The following is a 13,933-nucleotide window of genomic DNA, read 5'->3' as shown; positions in this document are numbered from 1 at the left end:
ATACGGGGTGTCACGGCCGTTCCGTACGCCAACTCCCCGCCAGTGCCGGGCCCATGGCGTCGAGATAAGTGCTGGTCAGCTCGTGCATCGCCGCCACACTCATGTCCGAGCCGGCGCCCCACCGCCGTTCCGCCAGCCGCATCAGCCCGCTGAACAGGGCCACCACGACCCGCGGTCGGAGGTCGCGGTCGACGTCGACGCCCTCGCGTTCGGCGATCAGCCGCGCCACCGCTTCCTCCGTCTCGGCGGAGCGGCGCATGTGCGCGGCGAGCAGGGTCGGCGTCGACTCGATCAGGTGGTACATGCGCATCTGCAACTCCGCCGGAACGACGGACTCCACGGCCTCGTGGATGGTGTGCCAGCCCTCCAGAACGGCCTGCCGCAGCGCCTCCAGGGGGGCCTCGTGCGGCGGGCGTCCGCGTACCGCCTGGATGAAGTGCGCCTCGGCGATGCGGTGTACGGCGAAGGCGGCGTCCTCTTTCCCGGCGAAGTAGCGGAAGAAGGTGCGCTGCGAGACCTCGACGGCCTCGGCGATCTCGTCGACGGTCGTGTGTTCGTACCCGTTGCTGGTGAACAGGGTGAGGGCGGCGCGCACCAGCGCGTCCCGGGTGCGCTGCTTCTTGCGCTCGCGCAGGCCGGGTCCGGAGTCCGGACCCACCTCGGTTTCGGCAGCGCTCATGGCGATCGGGCCTCTCCGTTCTGCGGGTGCTTCTCTTCGTGTTCTTCTCGGCGGGTGACGTGTCAGTTACCGACTTGTGAATTGGTTTGTCAATTGTCAGTGGCTGTCACTAGCCTCGAACGTATGACTAGTCAGACCACCATCGATGCGACGGAGCCGGGGGACGGGACGCCGTCCGCGCCGTCGGACCACACGCCTGCCAAGGGGTTGCGCGGCCACCCGTGGCTGACCCTGATATCCGTGGCCGTCGGGGTCATGATGGTGGCCCTGGACGGCACCATCGTGGCCATCGCCAACCCGGCCATCCAGAAGGACCTGGGCGCGAGCTTCGCCGACGTCCAGTGGATCACCAACGGCTACTTCCTCGCGCTCGCGGTCACGCTGATCACCGCGGGCAAGCTCGGTGACCGGTTCGGGCACCGGCAGACCTTCCTCATCGGCATCGTCGGCTTCGCCGCCGCGTCGGCGGCCATCGGCCTGTCCAGCAGTATCGCCCTGGTCGTCACCTTCCGGGTGTTCCAGGGACTGTTCGGCGCGCTGCTCATGCCGGCCGCGCTCGGTCTGCTGCGGGCCACGTTCCCCGCCGACAAGCTGAACATGGCCATCGGCATCTGGGGCATGGTCATCGGCGCGTCCACCGCGGGCGGCCCGATCCTCGGCGGACTGCTCGTCGAGCACGTCAGCTGGCAGTCGGTGTTCTTCATCAACGTGCCGGTGGGCGTCCTGGCGCTCGTCATCGGCCTGGTGATCCTGGTCGACCACCGCGCGGAGAACGCCCCGCGCTCCTTCGACCTCCTCGGTATCGCCCTCCTCTCCGGCGCGATGTTCTGCCTGGTGTGGGCGCTCATCAAGGCGCCCGCGTGGGGCTGGGGCGACGGCAAGACCTGGCTGTTCCTCCTCGTCTCGGTGGCGGGCTTCGCCTTCTTCGCCTTCTGGGAGCAGAAGGTCAAGGAGCCGCTGATCCCGCTCAACCTGTTCCGGTCGGTCCCGCTCTCGGCGGGCGTCGTGCTGATGGTCCTGATGGCCATCGCCTTCATGGGTGGCCTCTTCTTCGTCACCTTCTACCTGCAGAACGTGCACGGGATGAGCCCCATCGACGCGGGTCTGCACCTGCTCCCGCTCACCGGGATGATGATCGTCGGTTCGCCCCTGGCCGGCGCGATGATCAGCAAGACGGGCCCGCGCGTCCCGCTCGCGGGCGGTATGGCGTGCGTCGCGATCGCCATGTTCGGGATGTCCACGCTGGAGACGGACACCGGCAGCGGCATCATGTCGGTCTGGTTCGCCCTGCTCGGCCTCGGCCTCGCCCCTGTCATGGTCGGCGCGACGGAGGTCATCGTCGGCAACGCCCCCATGGAGCTCTCCGGTGTCGCCGGCGGCCTCCAGCAGGCGGCGATGCAGATCGGCGGCAGCCTCGGTACGGCTGTCCTGGGCGCGGTCATGGCCTCCAAGGTCGACAGCGACCTCGCGGGCAACTGGACGGCCGCGGGCCTCCCGCAGCTCACCCCGGAACAGCAGGCCCAGGCCTCGGAAGCGGTCCAGGTCGGCGTGCCGCCGGTGGCGGAGGGCACACCGGAGTCGGTCGTCGCCCAGATCACGAAGGTCGCCCACGACACGTTCATCTCCGGCATGAGCCTGGCCTGTCTGGTGGCGGCGGGCGTGGCCGTGGCCGCGATCCTGGTCGCGCTCCTGACGAAGCGCGGCGTGAACGCGGACGCGAGTGCGGGGGCGGCGCACATCTGAGGCGCATATATCGCGCATATATCTACGGCCAGGGCGGGAGAGTTCCCTCATCAGGGTGACTCCGCTAAAGATTCCTCCCCTTCGGCCCACGGGACAGGTCACAGTTAGTCAAGTCCTCCGCACGACATGGTCCGTACGACATGGCACGGAGGACGGCCGGGCCGCGGCGCGCTGCCGGAGGGGGACAGCGCGCCGGCAGGCCCGCCGAAGAGCGGGACGGCTAGAACCCCGCGACGGGGGTACCCGCCTCATCGACCCCGAACTACCGACAAGTTCCAGGGAGTTGATGAGAATGGCGGCCTTCGGACGGCAGCACCCCACCCGCAGGCACCCCGGCGCACGCGGCAGGAGCTGGCAGCGCACCACCCCGGACAGCGCGACGCTCGGCATCATCGGCCTCATCTGCGCCGTCGCGGGCTTCTTCGTCCTCGGCATCGTCCTGGGCCCCGTGGCCATCATCTGCGGCTGGCTGGCGATGGGCCGGACCTGGAAGGGCCCGCACCCGATCCCGCCTCTGGTGGCCGTGATCCTGGGCGCGATCGACACCCTCCTGGCCATCATCTGGCTGGCGAGCGCCACAGGCCCGACGACCGGCTTCTTCTGACCGTCCGTCCGACGACGGACACCTGACGAGGGACGCACCTAACGGGGCTGGTCCTCGGCGACCCGCTCCCTCGTGACGGTCAGCGCGGCCACCTCGGCCCGCAGCGCCCGAACCTCGTCCGTCAGTGCCGCGATCGCCGCCGTCTGGCGCCTCTCCTCCAGGTCGTCCATCTCGAACCGGGAGATGAACCAGGCGGCGATGTTCGCGGTGACGAGACCGAGCAGCGCGATCCCGGACAGCATCAGCCCGACCGCGAGTATCCGGCCCGCTCCGGTCGTGGGCGCGTGGTCCCCGTACCCCACTGTCGTCATCGTCGTGAACGACCACCACAGCGCGTCATCCAGCGTTCGGATGTTCCCCTCCGGCGACGCGCGTTCCACCGACAGCACGGCCAGGGAGCCGAACATCAGCAGCCCCACCACGGCCCCGCCGACATAGGTCGTCAGCCGCACCTGGGACGCCATCTGGGCCCGTCGGCCCACCAGCATCAGCGTGGAGACGACCCGAAGCAGGCGCAGCGGCTGGAGCAGCGGCAGCAGCACCGCGAACAGGTCCAGCCAGTGCCGCCGTACGTACTCCCGGCGCCGGTCGGCGAGAGCGACCCGGACGAGATAGTCGACCGCGAACGCACCCCACACCGTCCACTCCGCGATCGTGCACGCGACCGACACGGAGCGACTCGCGGGGCTGGCCACGATCGGTACCGCGTAGGCGACGGCGAACACGACCGCGAGCCCCATCAGAGGCCGCTGGGTACGCCGTTCCCAACGGGCCTGTGCCGAGGGTTCCTTCATGCCCTGCATGGTAAGGGCCCGGAAGCGCCCTGTAGGGCCGCCCCGAAGGGGCGCCCTACAGGGGCGCGGGGAACTGCGCGACCAGCCACAACGGACCCGCAGACGAACTCCCGCGCGCCCCGCGGAGCGCTACGCGTCGCCGCCCGCAGCACCCGGATCGGCCGCCGCCACGTCGAGCAGCTGGTACCGGTCGATCGCCTGCTTCAGCACCGAACGGTCGACCTTGCCCTCCCGTGCCAGCTCGGTCAGTACTCCCACCACGATCGACTGCGGGTCGATGTGGAAGAAGCGCCGCGCCGCACCCCGGGTGTCGGCGAAGCCGAAGCCGTCCGCGCCCAGCGACTGGTACGTCCCCGGCACCCACCGCGAGATCTGGTCCGGAACCGAACGCATCCAGTCGGACACGGCCACGAACGGACCTTCGGCGCCGCTGAGCTTCCGCGTCACATACGGGACGCGCTGCTCCTCCTCCGGGTGCAGCAGGTTGTGCTGCTCCACCGCGACCGCCTCGCGCCGCAGTTCGTTCCAGGAGGTCGCCGACCAGACGTCCGCCCGTACGTTCCACTCCTCGGCGAGGATCCGCTGCGCCTCCAGCGCCCACGGCACCGCGACACCGGACGCGATGACCTGGGCCGGGATGGTGCCCGAAGTCCCTTCGCCCACGCGGTGGATGCCCTTGAGGATGCCGTCGACGTCCACGTTCTCCGGTTCGGCCGGGTGCTGGATCGGCTCGTTGTAGACGGTGAGGTAGTAGAAGACGTCCTCACTGTCGGGGCCGTACATCCGGCGCAGTCCGTCCTGCACGATGTGCGCGATCTCGTACGAGTACGCCGGGTCGTACGCCACACAGCCCGGGTTGGTCGAGGCGAGCAGCTGCGAGTGGCCGTCTGCGTGCTGGAGACCCTCGCCGGTCAGGGTCGTACGGCCGGCGGTCGCACCCAGCACGAAACCGCGCGCCAACTGGTCGGCCATCTGCCAGAACTGGTCACCGGTGCGCTGGAAACCGAACATCGAGTAGAAGACGTACACCGGGATGAGCGGTTCGCCGTGCGTCGCGTAGGCCGAGCCGGCGGCGATCAGCGAGGCGGTGCAGCCCGCCTCGGAGATGCCGTCGTGCAGCATCTGGCCGGTCGGCGACTCCTTGTACGCGAGGAGCAGCTCCCGGTCGACCGACTCGTACTGCTGGCCGAGCGGGTTGTAGATCTTCGCACTCGGGAAGAACGAATCCATGCCGAACGTGCGGTACTCGTCCGGCGCGATCAGCACGAACCGTTTGCCGATTTCCTTGTCCCGCATGAGGTCCTTGAGCAGCCGGACGAACGCCATGGTGGTGGCGATCGACTGCTGACCTGAACCCTTCTTCACACTCGCGTACGTCTTCTCCGCCGGCAGCGTCAGCGGCTTGGCGCGGACGACGCGGGTCGGGACGTAACCGCCGAGCGAGTTGCGGCGGTCGTGCATGTACTGGATCTCTTCCGACTTCCGGCCCGGGTGGAAGTACGGCGGCGCCCCGCCCTCCAGCTCCTTGTCGGAGATGGGCAGACGGAGCCGGTCGCGGAAGCCCTTGAGGTCGGCCACCGTCAGCTTCTTCATCTGGTGCGTGGCGTTGCGGCCCTCGAAGTTGGGTCCGAGCGTCCAGCCCTTGACCGTCTTGGCGAGGATGACGGTCGGCTGGCCCTTGTGCGCCTTGGCCGCCGCGAACGCCGCGAAGATCTTCTTGTGGTCGTGACCACCGCGGCCCAGGTGCAGGACCTGGTCGTCGGTCATGTTCTCGACCATCGCGCGCAGCCGGGTGTCGTCACCGAAGAAGTGGTCACGGATGTACGCGCCCGTCTCGGTGGCGTACGTCTGGAACTGCCCGTCGGGGGTCGTGTTCATCTTGTTGACGAGCACGCCGTCCCGGTCCTGCGCGAGCAGCGGGTCCCAGCTGCGGTCCCACACCAGCTTGACGACGTTCCAGCCGGCGCCCCGGAACTGCGACTCCAGCTCCTGGATGATCTTGCCGTTGCCGCGTACCGGGCCGTCGAGCCGCTGGAGGTTGCAGTTGACGACGAAGGTCAGGTTGTCGAGGCCCTCGCGCGCGGCGATCGACAGCTGGCCGAGCGACTCCGGCTCGTCCATCTCGCCGTCACCGAGGAACGCCCACACGTGCGACTTGGAGGTGTCCGCGATCCCCCGCGCCTCCATGTAGCGGTTCATCCGCGCCTGGAAGATCGCGCCGAGCGGGCCAAGGCCCATCGAGACGGTCGGGAACTCCCAGAAGTCCGGCATCAGCCGCGGGTGCGGGTACGAGGACAGCCCGTACGGCGCCTTCGACTTCTCCTGGCGGAACGCGTCGAGCTGCTGCTCGCTGAGCCGGTCGAGAAGGAACGCGCGGGCGTAGATACCGGGGGAGGCGTGGCCCTGGAAGAAGATCTGGTCGCCGCCGTCGCCCTCGTCCTTGCCCCGGAAGAAGTGGTTGAAGCCCACGTCGTAGAGGGAGGCGGAGGAGGCGAAGGTCGCGATGTGACCGCCGACGCCGATCCCGGGCCGCTGCGCGCGGGAGACCATCACCGCCGCGTTCCACCGGGTCGCGTTGAGGATGCGGCGCTCGATCTCCTCGTTGCCGGGGAAGAAGGGCTCGTCCTTCGTCGCGATCGTGTTGACGTAGTCCGTGCTCCGCATCTCGGGCACGGCCACGCGCTTCTCGCGGGCCCGCTCGATCAGCCGCAGCATCAGATAGCGCGCCCGCTCCCGGCCGCGCTCGTCAACGGCGGCATCGAGGGAGTCGAGCCATTCCTGGGTCTCTTCGGGATCGAAGTCAGGAACCTGACTCGGAAGGCCGCCAATGATGATCGGGTTGCGATCTGATCCGGAAGCCACGCTGTTCCTTCGCTCTCGGAGGGCTTGTTCCGGGGCACGCTGTGGGCCTGTCCCGGGGCTGCGAATGCACTGGCCCCATCGTGTACCCCGAGGCCGGGTACGTCACCTCTACTCAGAAGTAGTCCCGGTGAAGATCGCCGGGCGGGGTGTCCGCAGCCAAATCGCAACGATACGCCCAGTCCGTGACGTGTTCCGTAAAGCGATTCGGATCTCGCACGCATGTGTGAGAGGTTCGGGAGTCCCTCGGGAGCAGCAAAACCGCAAAGCGGGCAGAATGGTGTGGTGCGCGTCACTGGTTCCCGGGAGTCGCTGTCTGAAGTTGCGGCGACACCGCCAGGATCGTCACCGTTTCGGCGGTCTCGACGGCCGGGTACTTGCGCGATCCGCCCCGCCCGTGTGGACTACGGCCAATGCTTCGCGCACGCGCGTTGCTGGACAATTCTCGAAACATGATCAGGAGGCAACCCGTGAGCGCGACCGCGGACCACGCGGAGGAGCGGACTAACCCTGCCGCAAGGCTGGGGTTCCAGCCCGAGCAGGTGGTCCAGGAGATCGGCTACGACGACGACGTCGACCAGGAGCTCCGCGAGGCCATTGAGGAAGTCATCGGCAGCGATCTCGTTGACGAGGAGTACGACGACGTCGCAGATGCCGTGGTGCTCTGGTTCCGCGACGACGACGGCGACCTGACCGATTCGCTGGTGGACGCCACCACGTTCATCGAAGAAGGCGGCGCGATCCTGCTCCTCACGCCCAAGACGGGCCGTGACGGCTACGTGGAGCCGAGCGACATCTCGGAAGCCGCGACGACGGCGGGTCTGTCGGCGACGAAGAGCGTCAGTGTGGGCAAGGACTGGAGTGGGAGTCGTCTGGCGACGCCCAAGGCAGCGAAGTCGAAGAAGTAGGCAGTGACCGTGGCCGAAGCGGGCCGTCTGCCGGGGGCTGCCGCCCCCGGCAGCCCGCTTCGGCCCTGAACGTGCCCGAGTACAGCGGCCTGCTCCTGCCCCTGCGGTCGGTCTCACTAGGGTGTTCTCACCCGAACAGCCCACCGAAGGGATGCAGGATCATGGTGATCGAGGTCGGCGACAAGGCCCCGGACTTCGAGCTCAAGGACAACCACGGCGCCACCGTGCGGCTCTCGGACTTCCGCGGCGCGAAGAACGTGGTGCTGCTCTTCTATCCCTTCGCCTTCACCGGCGTCTGCACCGGCGAGCTGTGCGACCTGCGGGACAACCTGCCGAGGTTCTCCGACCGGGACACCCAGGTGCTCGCCGTCTCCAACGACTCCATCCACACCCTGCGCGTCTTCGGTGAGCAGGAGGGCTTCGAGTACCCCCTGCTGTCCGACTTCTGGCCGCACGGCAACATTTCGCGCGCGTACGGCGTCTTCGACGAGGACAAGGGTTGCGCGGTGCGCGGGACCTTCATCATCGACAAGGAGGGCGTCGTGCGGTGGACCGTGGTCAACGGCCTGCCGGACGCGCGTGACCTGAACGAGTACGTGAAGGCCCTCGACACCCTGTGATTCTTCGGTTCCAGCCCTGCGTGGGGCGGGAACCCGTCACTAGGATCGACACGTTGATCCGAATACCGGCGCACGACGGGGCACACCGCCCCTGGACGCAGACGAGACACCAATGGAGGACTCGTGGGAGTCAGCCTCAGCAAGGGCGGCAACGTATCGCTGACGAAGGAGGCCCCGGGTCTCACCGCGGTCATCGTCGGTCTGGGGTGGGACGCGCGTTCCACCACCGGCACCGACTTCGACCTCGACGCCAGCGCGATCCTGACGAACGCGGACGGCAAGGTCAGTTCCGACGCCAACTTCGTGTTCTTCAACAACCTCAAGAGCCCGGACGGCTCCGTCGAGCACACCGGTGACAACACCACCGGTGAGGGCGACGGGGACGACGAGCAGATCAAGGTCAACCTCGCGGCGGTCCCGGCAGACATCGACAAGGTCGTGTTCCCGGTCTCGATCTACGACGCCGAGAACCGTCAGCAGTCCTTCGGCCAGGTGCGCAACGCGTACATCCGCGTCGTGAACCAGGCGGGCGAGGCGGAGCTCGCCCGCTACGACCTCTCCGAGGACGCCTCGACGGAGACCGCCATGGTCTTCGGCGAGCTGTACCGGCACGGTGCGGAGTGGAAGTTCCGCGCCATCGGCCAGGGATACGCGTCCGGCCTGCGCGGCATCGCGCAGGACTTCGGCGTGAACGTCTGAGCCGGGCTCCCTCCGGCTCCGTCGTCCGGCGCCGCACTCCCGGTGCGGCGCCGGACGCGCTCGGCACATCTGTCCGGCATCACCTCGGGGAGGACCAGCACTATGGGCGTCACGCTTGCCAAGGGGGGCAATGTCTCCCTCTCCAAAGCCGCACCGAACCTCACCCAGGTGTTGATCGGGCTCGGCTGGGACGCGCGTTCCACCACCGGAGCGCCCTTCGACCTCGACGCCAGCGCGCTGCTCTGCGGGGGCGGTCGCGTGCTGGGTGACGAGTGGTTCATCTTCTACAACCAGCTCACGAGTCCGGACGGCTCGGTGGAGCACACCGGCGACAACCTCACCGGTGAGGGCGAGGGCGACGACGAGTCGCTGATCGTCGACCTCCCCAGGGTGCCGGCCGCCTGCGACAAAATCATCTTTCCGGTCTCGATCCACGACGCGGACAACCGCGGCCAGACCTTCGGCCAGGTCAACAACGCCTTCATCCGGGTCGTCAACCAGGCCGACGGCCAGGAACTGGCGCGTTACGACCTCTCCGAGGACGCGTCGACGGAGACCGCCATGATCTTCGGGGAGCTCTACCGCTACCAGGGCGAGTGGAAGTTCCGTGCAGTTGGACAGGGGTACGCGTCGGGTCTGAAGGGCATCGCTCTAGACTTCGGAGTCAACGTTTCGTAAAGCCGAGTACGGCAGCGGGGGAGACCCGTAAACACACGATTGGGTAGCCAGTGATTCTGAAAACCTTCGGCTGGTCGTTCGCGGTCACCGCGCTCGGCCTGGTCGCGGCGGTCTTCTACGGGGGGTGGACCGGCTTCGGTGTCGTGGCGATCCTCTCGATCCTCGAGATCTCGCTGTCCTTCGACAACGCGGTGGTCAACGCCGGAATTCTGAAGAAGATGAGTGCCTTCTGGCAGAAGATCTTCCTCACCATCGGCATTCTCATCGCCGTCTTCGGTATGCGTCTCGTCTTCCCCGTGGTGATCGTGGCCGTCAGCGCCAAGATCGGTCCCATCGACGCGGTCGACCTGGCGCTCAGCGACAAGAACCGCTACCAGGAACTGGTCACCGACGCCCACCCGTCGATCGCCGCCTTCGGTGGCATGTTCCTGTTGATGATCTTCCTCGACTTCATCTTCGAGGACCGGGACATCAAGTGGCTGGGCTGGCTGGAACGCCCGCTGGCCAAGCTCGGCAAGGTCGACATGCTGTCGGTCTGCATCGCCCTGATCGTGCTCATGATCTCCGCCATGACCTTCGCGACCAATGCCCACCAGCACGGTGGCGCCCACGTCGACAAGGCGCAGACGGTGCTCATCTCCGGCGTCGCCGGTCTGATCACGTACATGATCGTCGGCGGGCTCTCCGGCTACTTCGAGGGCAAACTCGAGGAAGAGGAGGAGCGCGAGCACGAGGCCGAGGAAGAGGCCGAGCGCACCGGCAAGAAGAAGCCGGCCATCGTCCTCGCGGGCCAGGCCGCGTTCTTCATGTTCCTCTACCTCGAAGTGCTGGACGCGTCCTTCTCCTTCGACGGTGTGATCGGCGCCTTCGCCGTCACGAACGACATCGTGCTGATGGCTCTGGGCCTCGGTGTCGGTGCCATGTACGTCCGGTCGCTCACGGTCTACCTGGTCCGCCAGGGCACCCTCGACGACTACGTCTACCTGGAGCACGGCGCGCACTACGCGATCGGCGCCCTCGCCGCCATCCTGCTGATCACCATCCAGTACGAGATCCACGAGGTCATCACCGGCTCGGTGGGTGTCATCCTGATCGCCTGGTCCTTCTGGTCCTCCGTGCGCCGCAACAAGGCGCTGGCAGCGGCAGAGGGAAAAGCATCGGGCTCGGACGAGAAGACTGAGGTCTCGTCCGGGGTGTGACAACCTCCGCTGTGAGGAACGCTCTGAGCGGGGCGGCTACGAGGAATCGTCCTCGTCGGCCGCCCCGCGGTCTTGTGGGCAGTGGACTGACGGCACAGAGGAATGTGCGGGGGCTGGACGGGTGGGGGCGGGATGAGTTTCTGGGACGACCTGTGGCGCGGCCGGTCGATGGAGTACGACGCCGGCAGCGCGGCAAGCAACTCCATCGAGCTGACCAAGCGGCACCAGCGGGTCTCGCTCACCAGGCAGGGCGCCGCGACCGGGCATCTGCGCATCAACCTGTCCTGGCGGATGCGTACGTCGGACATCGGCGCCCCCAAGCGCCAGAGCCTGTGGCGACACCCTTTCCAGGCCCTGCGGCCGGAGGAGGTCAAGGGCCACACCCAGAGCATGGTCAACGTCGACCTCGATCTGGGCATCCTGTACGAGCTGGCCGACGGCACGAAGGGGGTCGTACAGCCGCTGGGCGGATTCCTCGGCGACACGAACGTGCCGCCGTACGTCAAGCTGAGCGGTGACGACCGGTTCGGGTCGGCGTCCGGGGAGACGGCGTACGTCAACCTTGATCACCGCGACGAGATCAAGCGGTTGCTGGTGTTCGTGTACATCTACGACCAGACGCCGGCCTTCGACCGGACCCATGCGATCGTGACGCTCTACCCCAGCAACGGGCCCCGGATCGAGATAGGCCTGGACGAGCGGCACTCCCAGGCTCGCTCATGTGCGGTCGTGCTGATCGAGAACGTGAAGAACGAACTGATCGTCCAGCGGGAGGTGAAGTTCGTCTACGGGTTCCAGGCGGAGCTTGACCGGTTGTACGGGTGGGGGCTGCAGTGGGGCAGGGGTTACAAGACGAAGGCGGAGCGCTGACGCTCGTCTGGACGGGGCGCCCTGGAGCTCGGCGGTTCTGTGGAGTGGCGGCTGCGGGTTGTGTGTGGTTGATCGCGCCCCGCGGCGGAGCCGCACAACGACTACAGCCCCGCGCCCTTCAGGGCGCCTGTCCTACCGTCCGATGAACTGTGGGCCCTGTGGCGGGAAGTGGAAGTCCGGGGACGGGTTCGGGGATGTTCCCACCGGCTGGGGGTAGCCGTACGCCGGTTGGGTCGTGTTCGGGCTTGCGGGCTGGGGATAGCCGTAGGTCGGCTGCGGAGGGAGCGTGGGCGGATGCTGGACCGTGGTGACCGCAGAGGTGTCCGCGGGCGGGGCGTCCGTGGTGTCCGGGAACGGTTCCTCGGCCGGCTGGTCCTCCACCGAGATGCCGAAGTCCGTCGCCAGGCCCTCCAGGCCGTTCGAGTAGCCCTCGCCCAGGGCGCGGAACTTCCAGCCGTCGCCGCGCCGGTACAGTTCGCCGCAGATCAGCGCCGTTTCCTCGCCCGTCTCCGGTTTGACGTCGAAGTACGCCAGCGGTTCGCCATCCGCGACGGCACCGTCGTACAGCACGATGCGCAGGGACCGTACGCGGTCGAAGGGCACGCCGTCCGCCGAGGCGATCAGCAGAATCTGTCCGACTCCTGACTCGACACCGGTCAGATCTGTCTGGATCGTGTCGGTCAGGCCCTCGGCCACCCGTTTCTTGCCGAGGCGCCAGACCTTGCCCGAGGGGTGGCGGGGCTGGTTGTAGAAGACGAAGTCCTCGTCGGAGCGCACACGACCGTCGGGGCCGAGGAGCAGCGCCGAGGCATCGACATCCGGAACCCCCTGCCCGGGCGTCCAGCGCAGTACGGCGCGCACCGTCGTGGCTTCGAGAGGGATGTTCGACCCCTTCAGCATCGCGTGCGTCATGCGGTCATCCTGCCTTCTCGGTTCTGGTCACGACAATGCGGGGGCATCGGTTCTGCTTGTCCGCGTTACCTGAACTTCATTCTCAGTGGGAACCCCTGACATGGATCCCTACGTACTATTACCGGCCACCCATCACCACTCGACCGACACTCGATCAGCACTCGACCGGCCGTCCAGCCGCCACGGGGGAATTTCATGCGTCATTTCGGGCACATCGCGCCTGAGGTACGGCAGCGCCTGTTCCACCAGGAGCCGTGCGAGTTCACCGCCGACTCCCCGGCCCGGCTGCTCGCCACGGCCCTGGGGGCCACCCTGTACAGCCCGGCCACCCGCCCGCGCCTCGCCGACGCCGTCGTCAAGCAGGTCGCCCGCGGTGTCGTCTCGATGGTGCTGTGCCTGGAGGACTCGATCGACGACTCGGAGGTCGAGGACGCCGAGGAGAACCTGGTCCGGGAGTTCGGTATGCTCGCCGAGCGCCCCGACGCCGCCACCGGGCTGCCGCTGCTGTTCATCCGGGTCCGTACGCCCGAGCAGATCCCCGACCTCGTACGGCGCCTCGGGCCCGCCGTCAGGCTGCTCTCCGGGTTCGTGATGCCGAAGTTCACCGAGGAACGCGGGATGCCGTTCCTGGAGGCCCTCGCCGACGCCGAGGCCGCGAGCGGACGCCGGCTGTTCGGCATGCCGGTGCTCGAATCCCCCGAGCTGATGTACCGGGAGACGCGCGTAGAGACCCTGGAGGGCATCTCCCGCGCCGTCGACAAGTACCGCGACCGCGTCCTCGCCCTGCGCCTCGGCGTCACCGACTTCTGCTCCTCGTACGGGCTGCGCAGAGCCCCGGACATGACCGCGTACGACGTCCACGTCGTCGCCTCCGTCATCGCCGACGTCGTCAACATGCTGGGGCGGGCCGACGGCACGGGGTACACCGTCACCGGGCCCGTCTGGGAGTACTTCCGGGTCCAGGAGCGCATGTTCAAGCCCCAGCTGCGCCGCAGCCCCTTCCTGGAGGGCCAGGCCGAGGAACTGCGCGAGACGCTCATCGAACACGCCATGGACGGGCTGCTCCGCGAGATCAGTCTCGATCAGGCCAACGGTCTGCTCGGCAAGACCTGCATCCATCCCTCGCACGTGCTGCCCGTGCACACCCTGTCCGTGGTCAGCCACGAGGAGTTCAGCGACGCGCAGGACATCCTGCGGCCCGAGCGCGGCGGCGGGGGCGTCCTGCGGTCGGCGTACACGAACAAGATGAACGAGGTGAAGCCGCACCGTGCCTGGGCGGAGCGGACCCTGCTGCGGGCCGAGGTCTTCGGCGTCGCCAACGAGGACATCGGCTTCGTGGAGCTGCTCACCGCCGGTATCCCCGACTGA

At 67.7% G+C, this 13,933-nt stretch carries 13 protein-coding genes; 9 read left to right on the top strand and 4 right to left on the bottom strand.

Features of this window, described 5'->3' with window-relative positions:
* Nucleotides 1–10 precede the first annotated feature (10 nt).
* Nucleotides 11–679, bottom strand: a complete 669-nt coding sequence (locus IEY89_RS08705; protein ID WP_189146710.1) for an acyl-CoA-like ligand-binding transcription factor — start codon at nucleotides 677–679, stop codon at nucleotides 11–13.
* 123 nt (nucleotides 680–802) lie between these two features.
* On the opposite strand from IEY89_RS08705, the gene IEY89_RS08700 reads away from it, so the two are divergent.
* Together IEY89_RS08700 and IEY89_RS08695 are read left to right on the top strand one after the other, a co-directional pair.
* Nucleotides 803–2,422 carry an MFS transporter gene (locus IEY89_RS08700; protein WP_189146709.1) on the top strand — a complete coding sequence of 540 codons (1,620 nt, stop codon included), beginning with the start codon at nucleotides 803–805 and terminating at the stop codon, nucleotides 2,420–2,422.
* A gap of 292 nt (nucleotides 2,423–2,714) precedes the next feature.
* On the top strand, nucleotides 2,715–3,026 hold the full coding sequence (locus tag IEY89_RS08695) for a small hydrophobic protein (protein ID WP_189146708.1): 312 nt from the start codon (nucleotides 2,715–2,717) through the stop codon (nucleotides 3,024–3,026).
* A gap of 38 nt (nucleotides 3,027–3,064) precedes the next feature.
* On the opposite strand, the gene IEY89_RS08690 is transcribed toward IEY89_RS08695, so the two are convergent.
* Nucleotides 3,065–3,820 carry a potassium channel family protein gene (locus IEY89_RS08690; RefSeq protein WP_189146707.1) on the bottom strand — a complete coding sequence of 252 codons (756 nt, stop codon included), beginning with the start codon at nucleotides 3,818–3,820 and terminating at the stop codon, nucleotides 3,065–3,067.
* A 129-nt stretch (nucleotides 3,821–3,949) separates the two neighbouring features.
* Nucleotides 3,950–6,682 (bottom strand): pyruvate dehydrogenase (acetyl-transferring), homodimeric type, encoded by a 2,733-nt coding sequence (gene aceE, locus IEY89_RS08685; RefSeq protein ID WP_189146706.1) that lies wholly within the window; start codon nucleotides 6,680–6,682, stop codon nucleotides 3,950–3,952.
* A gap of 467 nt (nucleotides 6,683–7,149) precedes the next feature.
* On the opposite strand from aceE, the gene IEY89_RS08680 reads away from it, so the two are divergent.
* The 6 genes from IEY89_RS08680 (at nucleotide 7,150) to IEY89_RS08655 (ending at nucleotide 11,653) form a co-directional block, all read left to right on the top strand.
* Complete coding sequence (locus tag IEY89_RS08680) at nucleotides 7,150–7,587, top strand: DUF3052 domain-containing protein (RefSeq protein ID WP_189146705.1); 438 nt, start codon at nucleotides 7,150–7,152, stop codon at nucleotides 7,585–7,587.
* Between the two features lie 161 nt (nucleotides 7,588–7,748).
* Complete coding sequence (locus IEY89_RS08675) at nucleotides 7,749–8,207, top strand: peroxiredoxin (RefSeq protein ID WP_189146704.1); 459 nt, start codon at nucleotides 7,749–7,751, stop codon at nucleotides 8,205–8,207.
* Between the two features lie 123 nt (nucleotides 8,208–8,330).
* Nucleotides 8,331–8,906 (top strand): TerD family protein, encoded by a 576-nt coding sequence (locus tag IEY89_RS08670; RefSeq protein WP_189146703.1) that lies wholly within the window; start codon nucleotides 8,331–8,333, stop codon nucleotides 8,904–8,906.
* A gap of 102 nt (nucleotides 8,907–9,008) precedes the next feature.
* Nucleotides 9,009–9,584, top strand: a complete 576-nt coding sequence (locus IEY89_RS08665; RefSeq protein ID WP_189146702.1) for a TerD family protein — start codon at nucleotides 9,009–9,011, stop codon at nucleotides 9,582–9,584.
* Nucleotides 9,585–9,634: 50 nt separating this feature from the next.
* Nucleotides 9,635–10,783 carry a DUF475 domain-containing protein gene (locus tag IEY89_RS08660; RefSeq protein WP_189146701.1) on the top strand — a complete coding sequence of 383 codons (1,149 nt, stop codon included), beginning with the start codon at nucleotides 9,635–9,637 and terminating at the stop codon, nucleotides 10,781–10,783.
* A gap of 132 nt (nucleotides 10,784–10,915) precedes the next feature.
* On the top strand, nucleotides 10,916–11,653 hold the full coding sequence (locus tag IEY89_RS08655; RefSeq protein WP_189146700.1) for a TerD family protein: 738 nt from the start codon (nucleotides 10,916–10,918) through the stop codon (nucleotides 11,651–11,653).
* A 132-nt stretch (nucleotides 11,654–11,785) separates the two neighbouring features.
* Here the strand turns inward: IEY89_RS08655 and IEY89_RS08650 are convergent, their stop codons facing one another.
* A complete protein-coding gene (locus tag IEY89_RS08650) occupies nucleotides 11,786–12,565 on the bottom strand; it encodes a TerD family protein (protein WP_189146699.1) in 780 nt (259 codons plus the stop codon).
* 195 nt (nucleotides 12,566–12,760) lie between these two features.
* Here IEY89_RS08650 and IEY89_RS08645 point away from each other — a divergent pair, with 195 nt between their 5' ends.
* Entirely contained in the window at nucleotides 12,761–13,933 is a 1,173-nt protein-coding gene (locus IEY89_RS08645; RefSeq protein ID WP_189146698.1) for an HpcH/HpaI aldolase/citrate lyase family protein, read from the top strand.

Source organism: Streptomyces lacrimifluminis (assembly GCF_014646095.1).
In the GTDB taxonomy this organism is placed as follows: Bacteria; Actinomycetota; Actinomycetes; order Streptomycetales; family Streptomycetaceae; genus Streptomyces; species Streptomyces lacrimifluminis.
The sequence above is the reverse complement of the archived record's forward strand: the minus strand, read 5'-3'. Positions and strand labels throughout refer to the sequence as shown.

What these genes read in the sequence shown, in the direction of transcription:
- IEY89_RS08705 (WP_189146710.1), bottom strand. Translation starts at nt 679, where the DNA reads ATGAGCGCTGCCGAAACCGAGGTGGGTCCGGACTCCGGACCCGGCCTG.
- IEY89_RS08700 (WP_189146709.1), top strand. Translation starts at nt 803, where the DNA reads ATGACTAGTCAGACCACCATCGATGCGACGGAGCCGGGGGACGGGACG.
- IEY89_RS08695 (WP_189146708.1), top strand. Translation starts at nt 2,715, where the DNA reads ATGGCGGCCTTCGGACGGCAGCACCCCACCCGCAGGCACCCCGGCGCA.
- IEY89_RS08690 (WP_189146707.1), bottom strand. Translation starts at nt 3,820, where the DNA reads ATGAAGGAACCCTCGGCACAGGCCCGTTGGGAACGGCGTACCCAGCGG.
- IEY89_RS08675 (WP_189146704.1), top strand. Translation starts at nt 7,749, where the DNA reads ATGGTGATCGAGGTCGGCGACAAGGCCCCGGACTTCGAGCTCAAGGAC.
- IEY89_RS08665 (WP_189146702.1), top strand. Translation starts at nt 9,009, where the DNA reads ATGGGCGTCACGCTTGCCAAGGGGGGCAATGTCTCCCTCTCCAAAGCC.
- IEY89_RS08655 (WP_189146700.1), top strand. Translation starts at nt 10,916, where the DNA reads ATGAGTTTCTGGGACGACCTGTGGCGCGGCCGGTCGATGGAGTACGAC.
- IEY89_RS08650 (WP_189146699.1), bottom strand. Translation starts at nt 12,565, where the DNA reads ATGACGCACGCGATGCTGAAGGGGTCGAACATCCCTCTCGAAGCCACG.
- IEY89_RS08645 (WP_189146698.1), top strand. Translation starts at nt 12,761, where the DNA reads ATGCGTCATTTCGGGCACATCGCGCCTGAGGTACGGCAGCGCCTGTTC.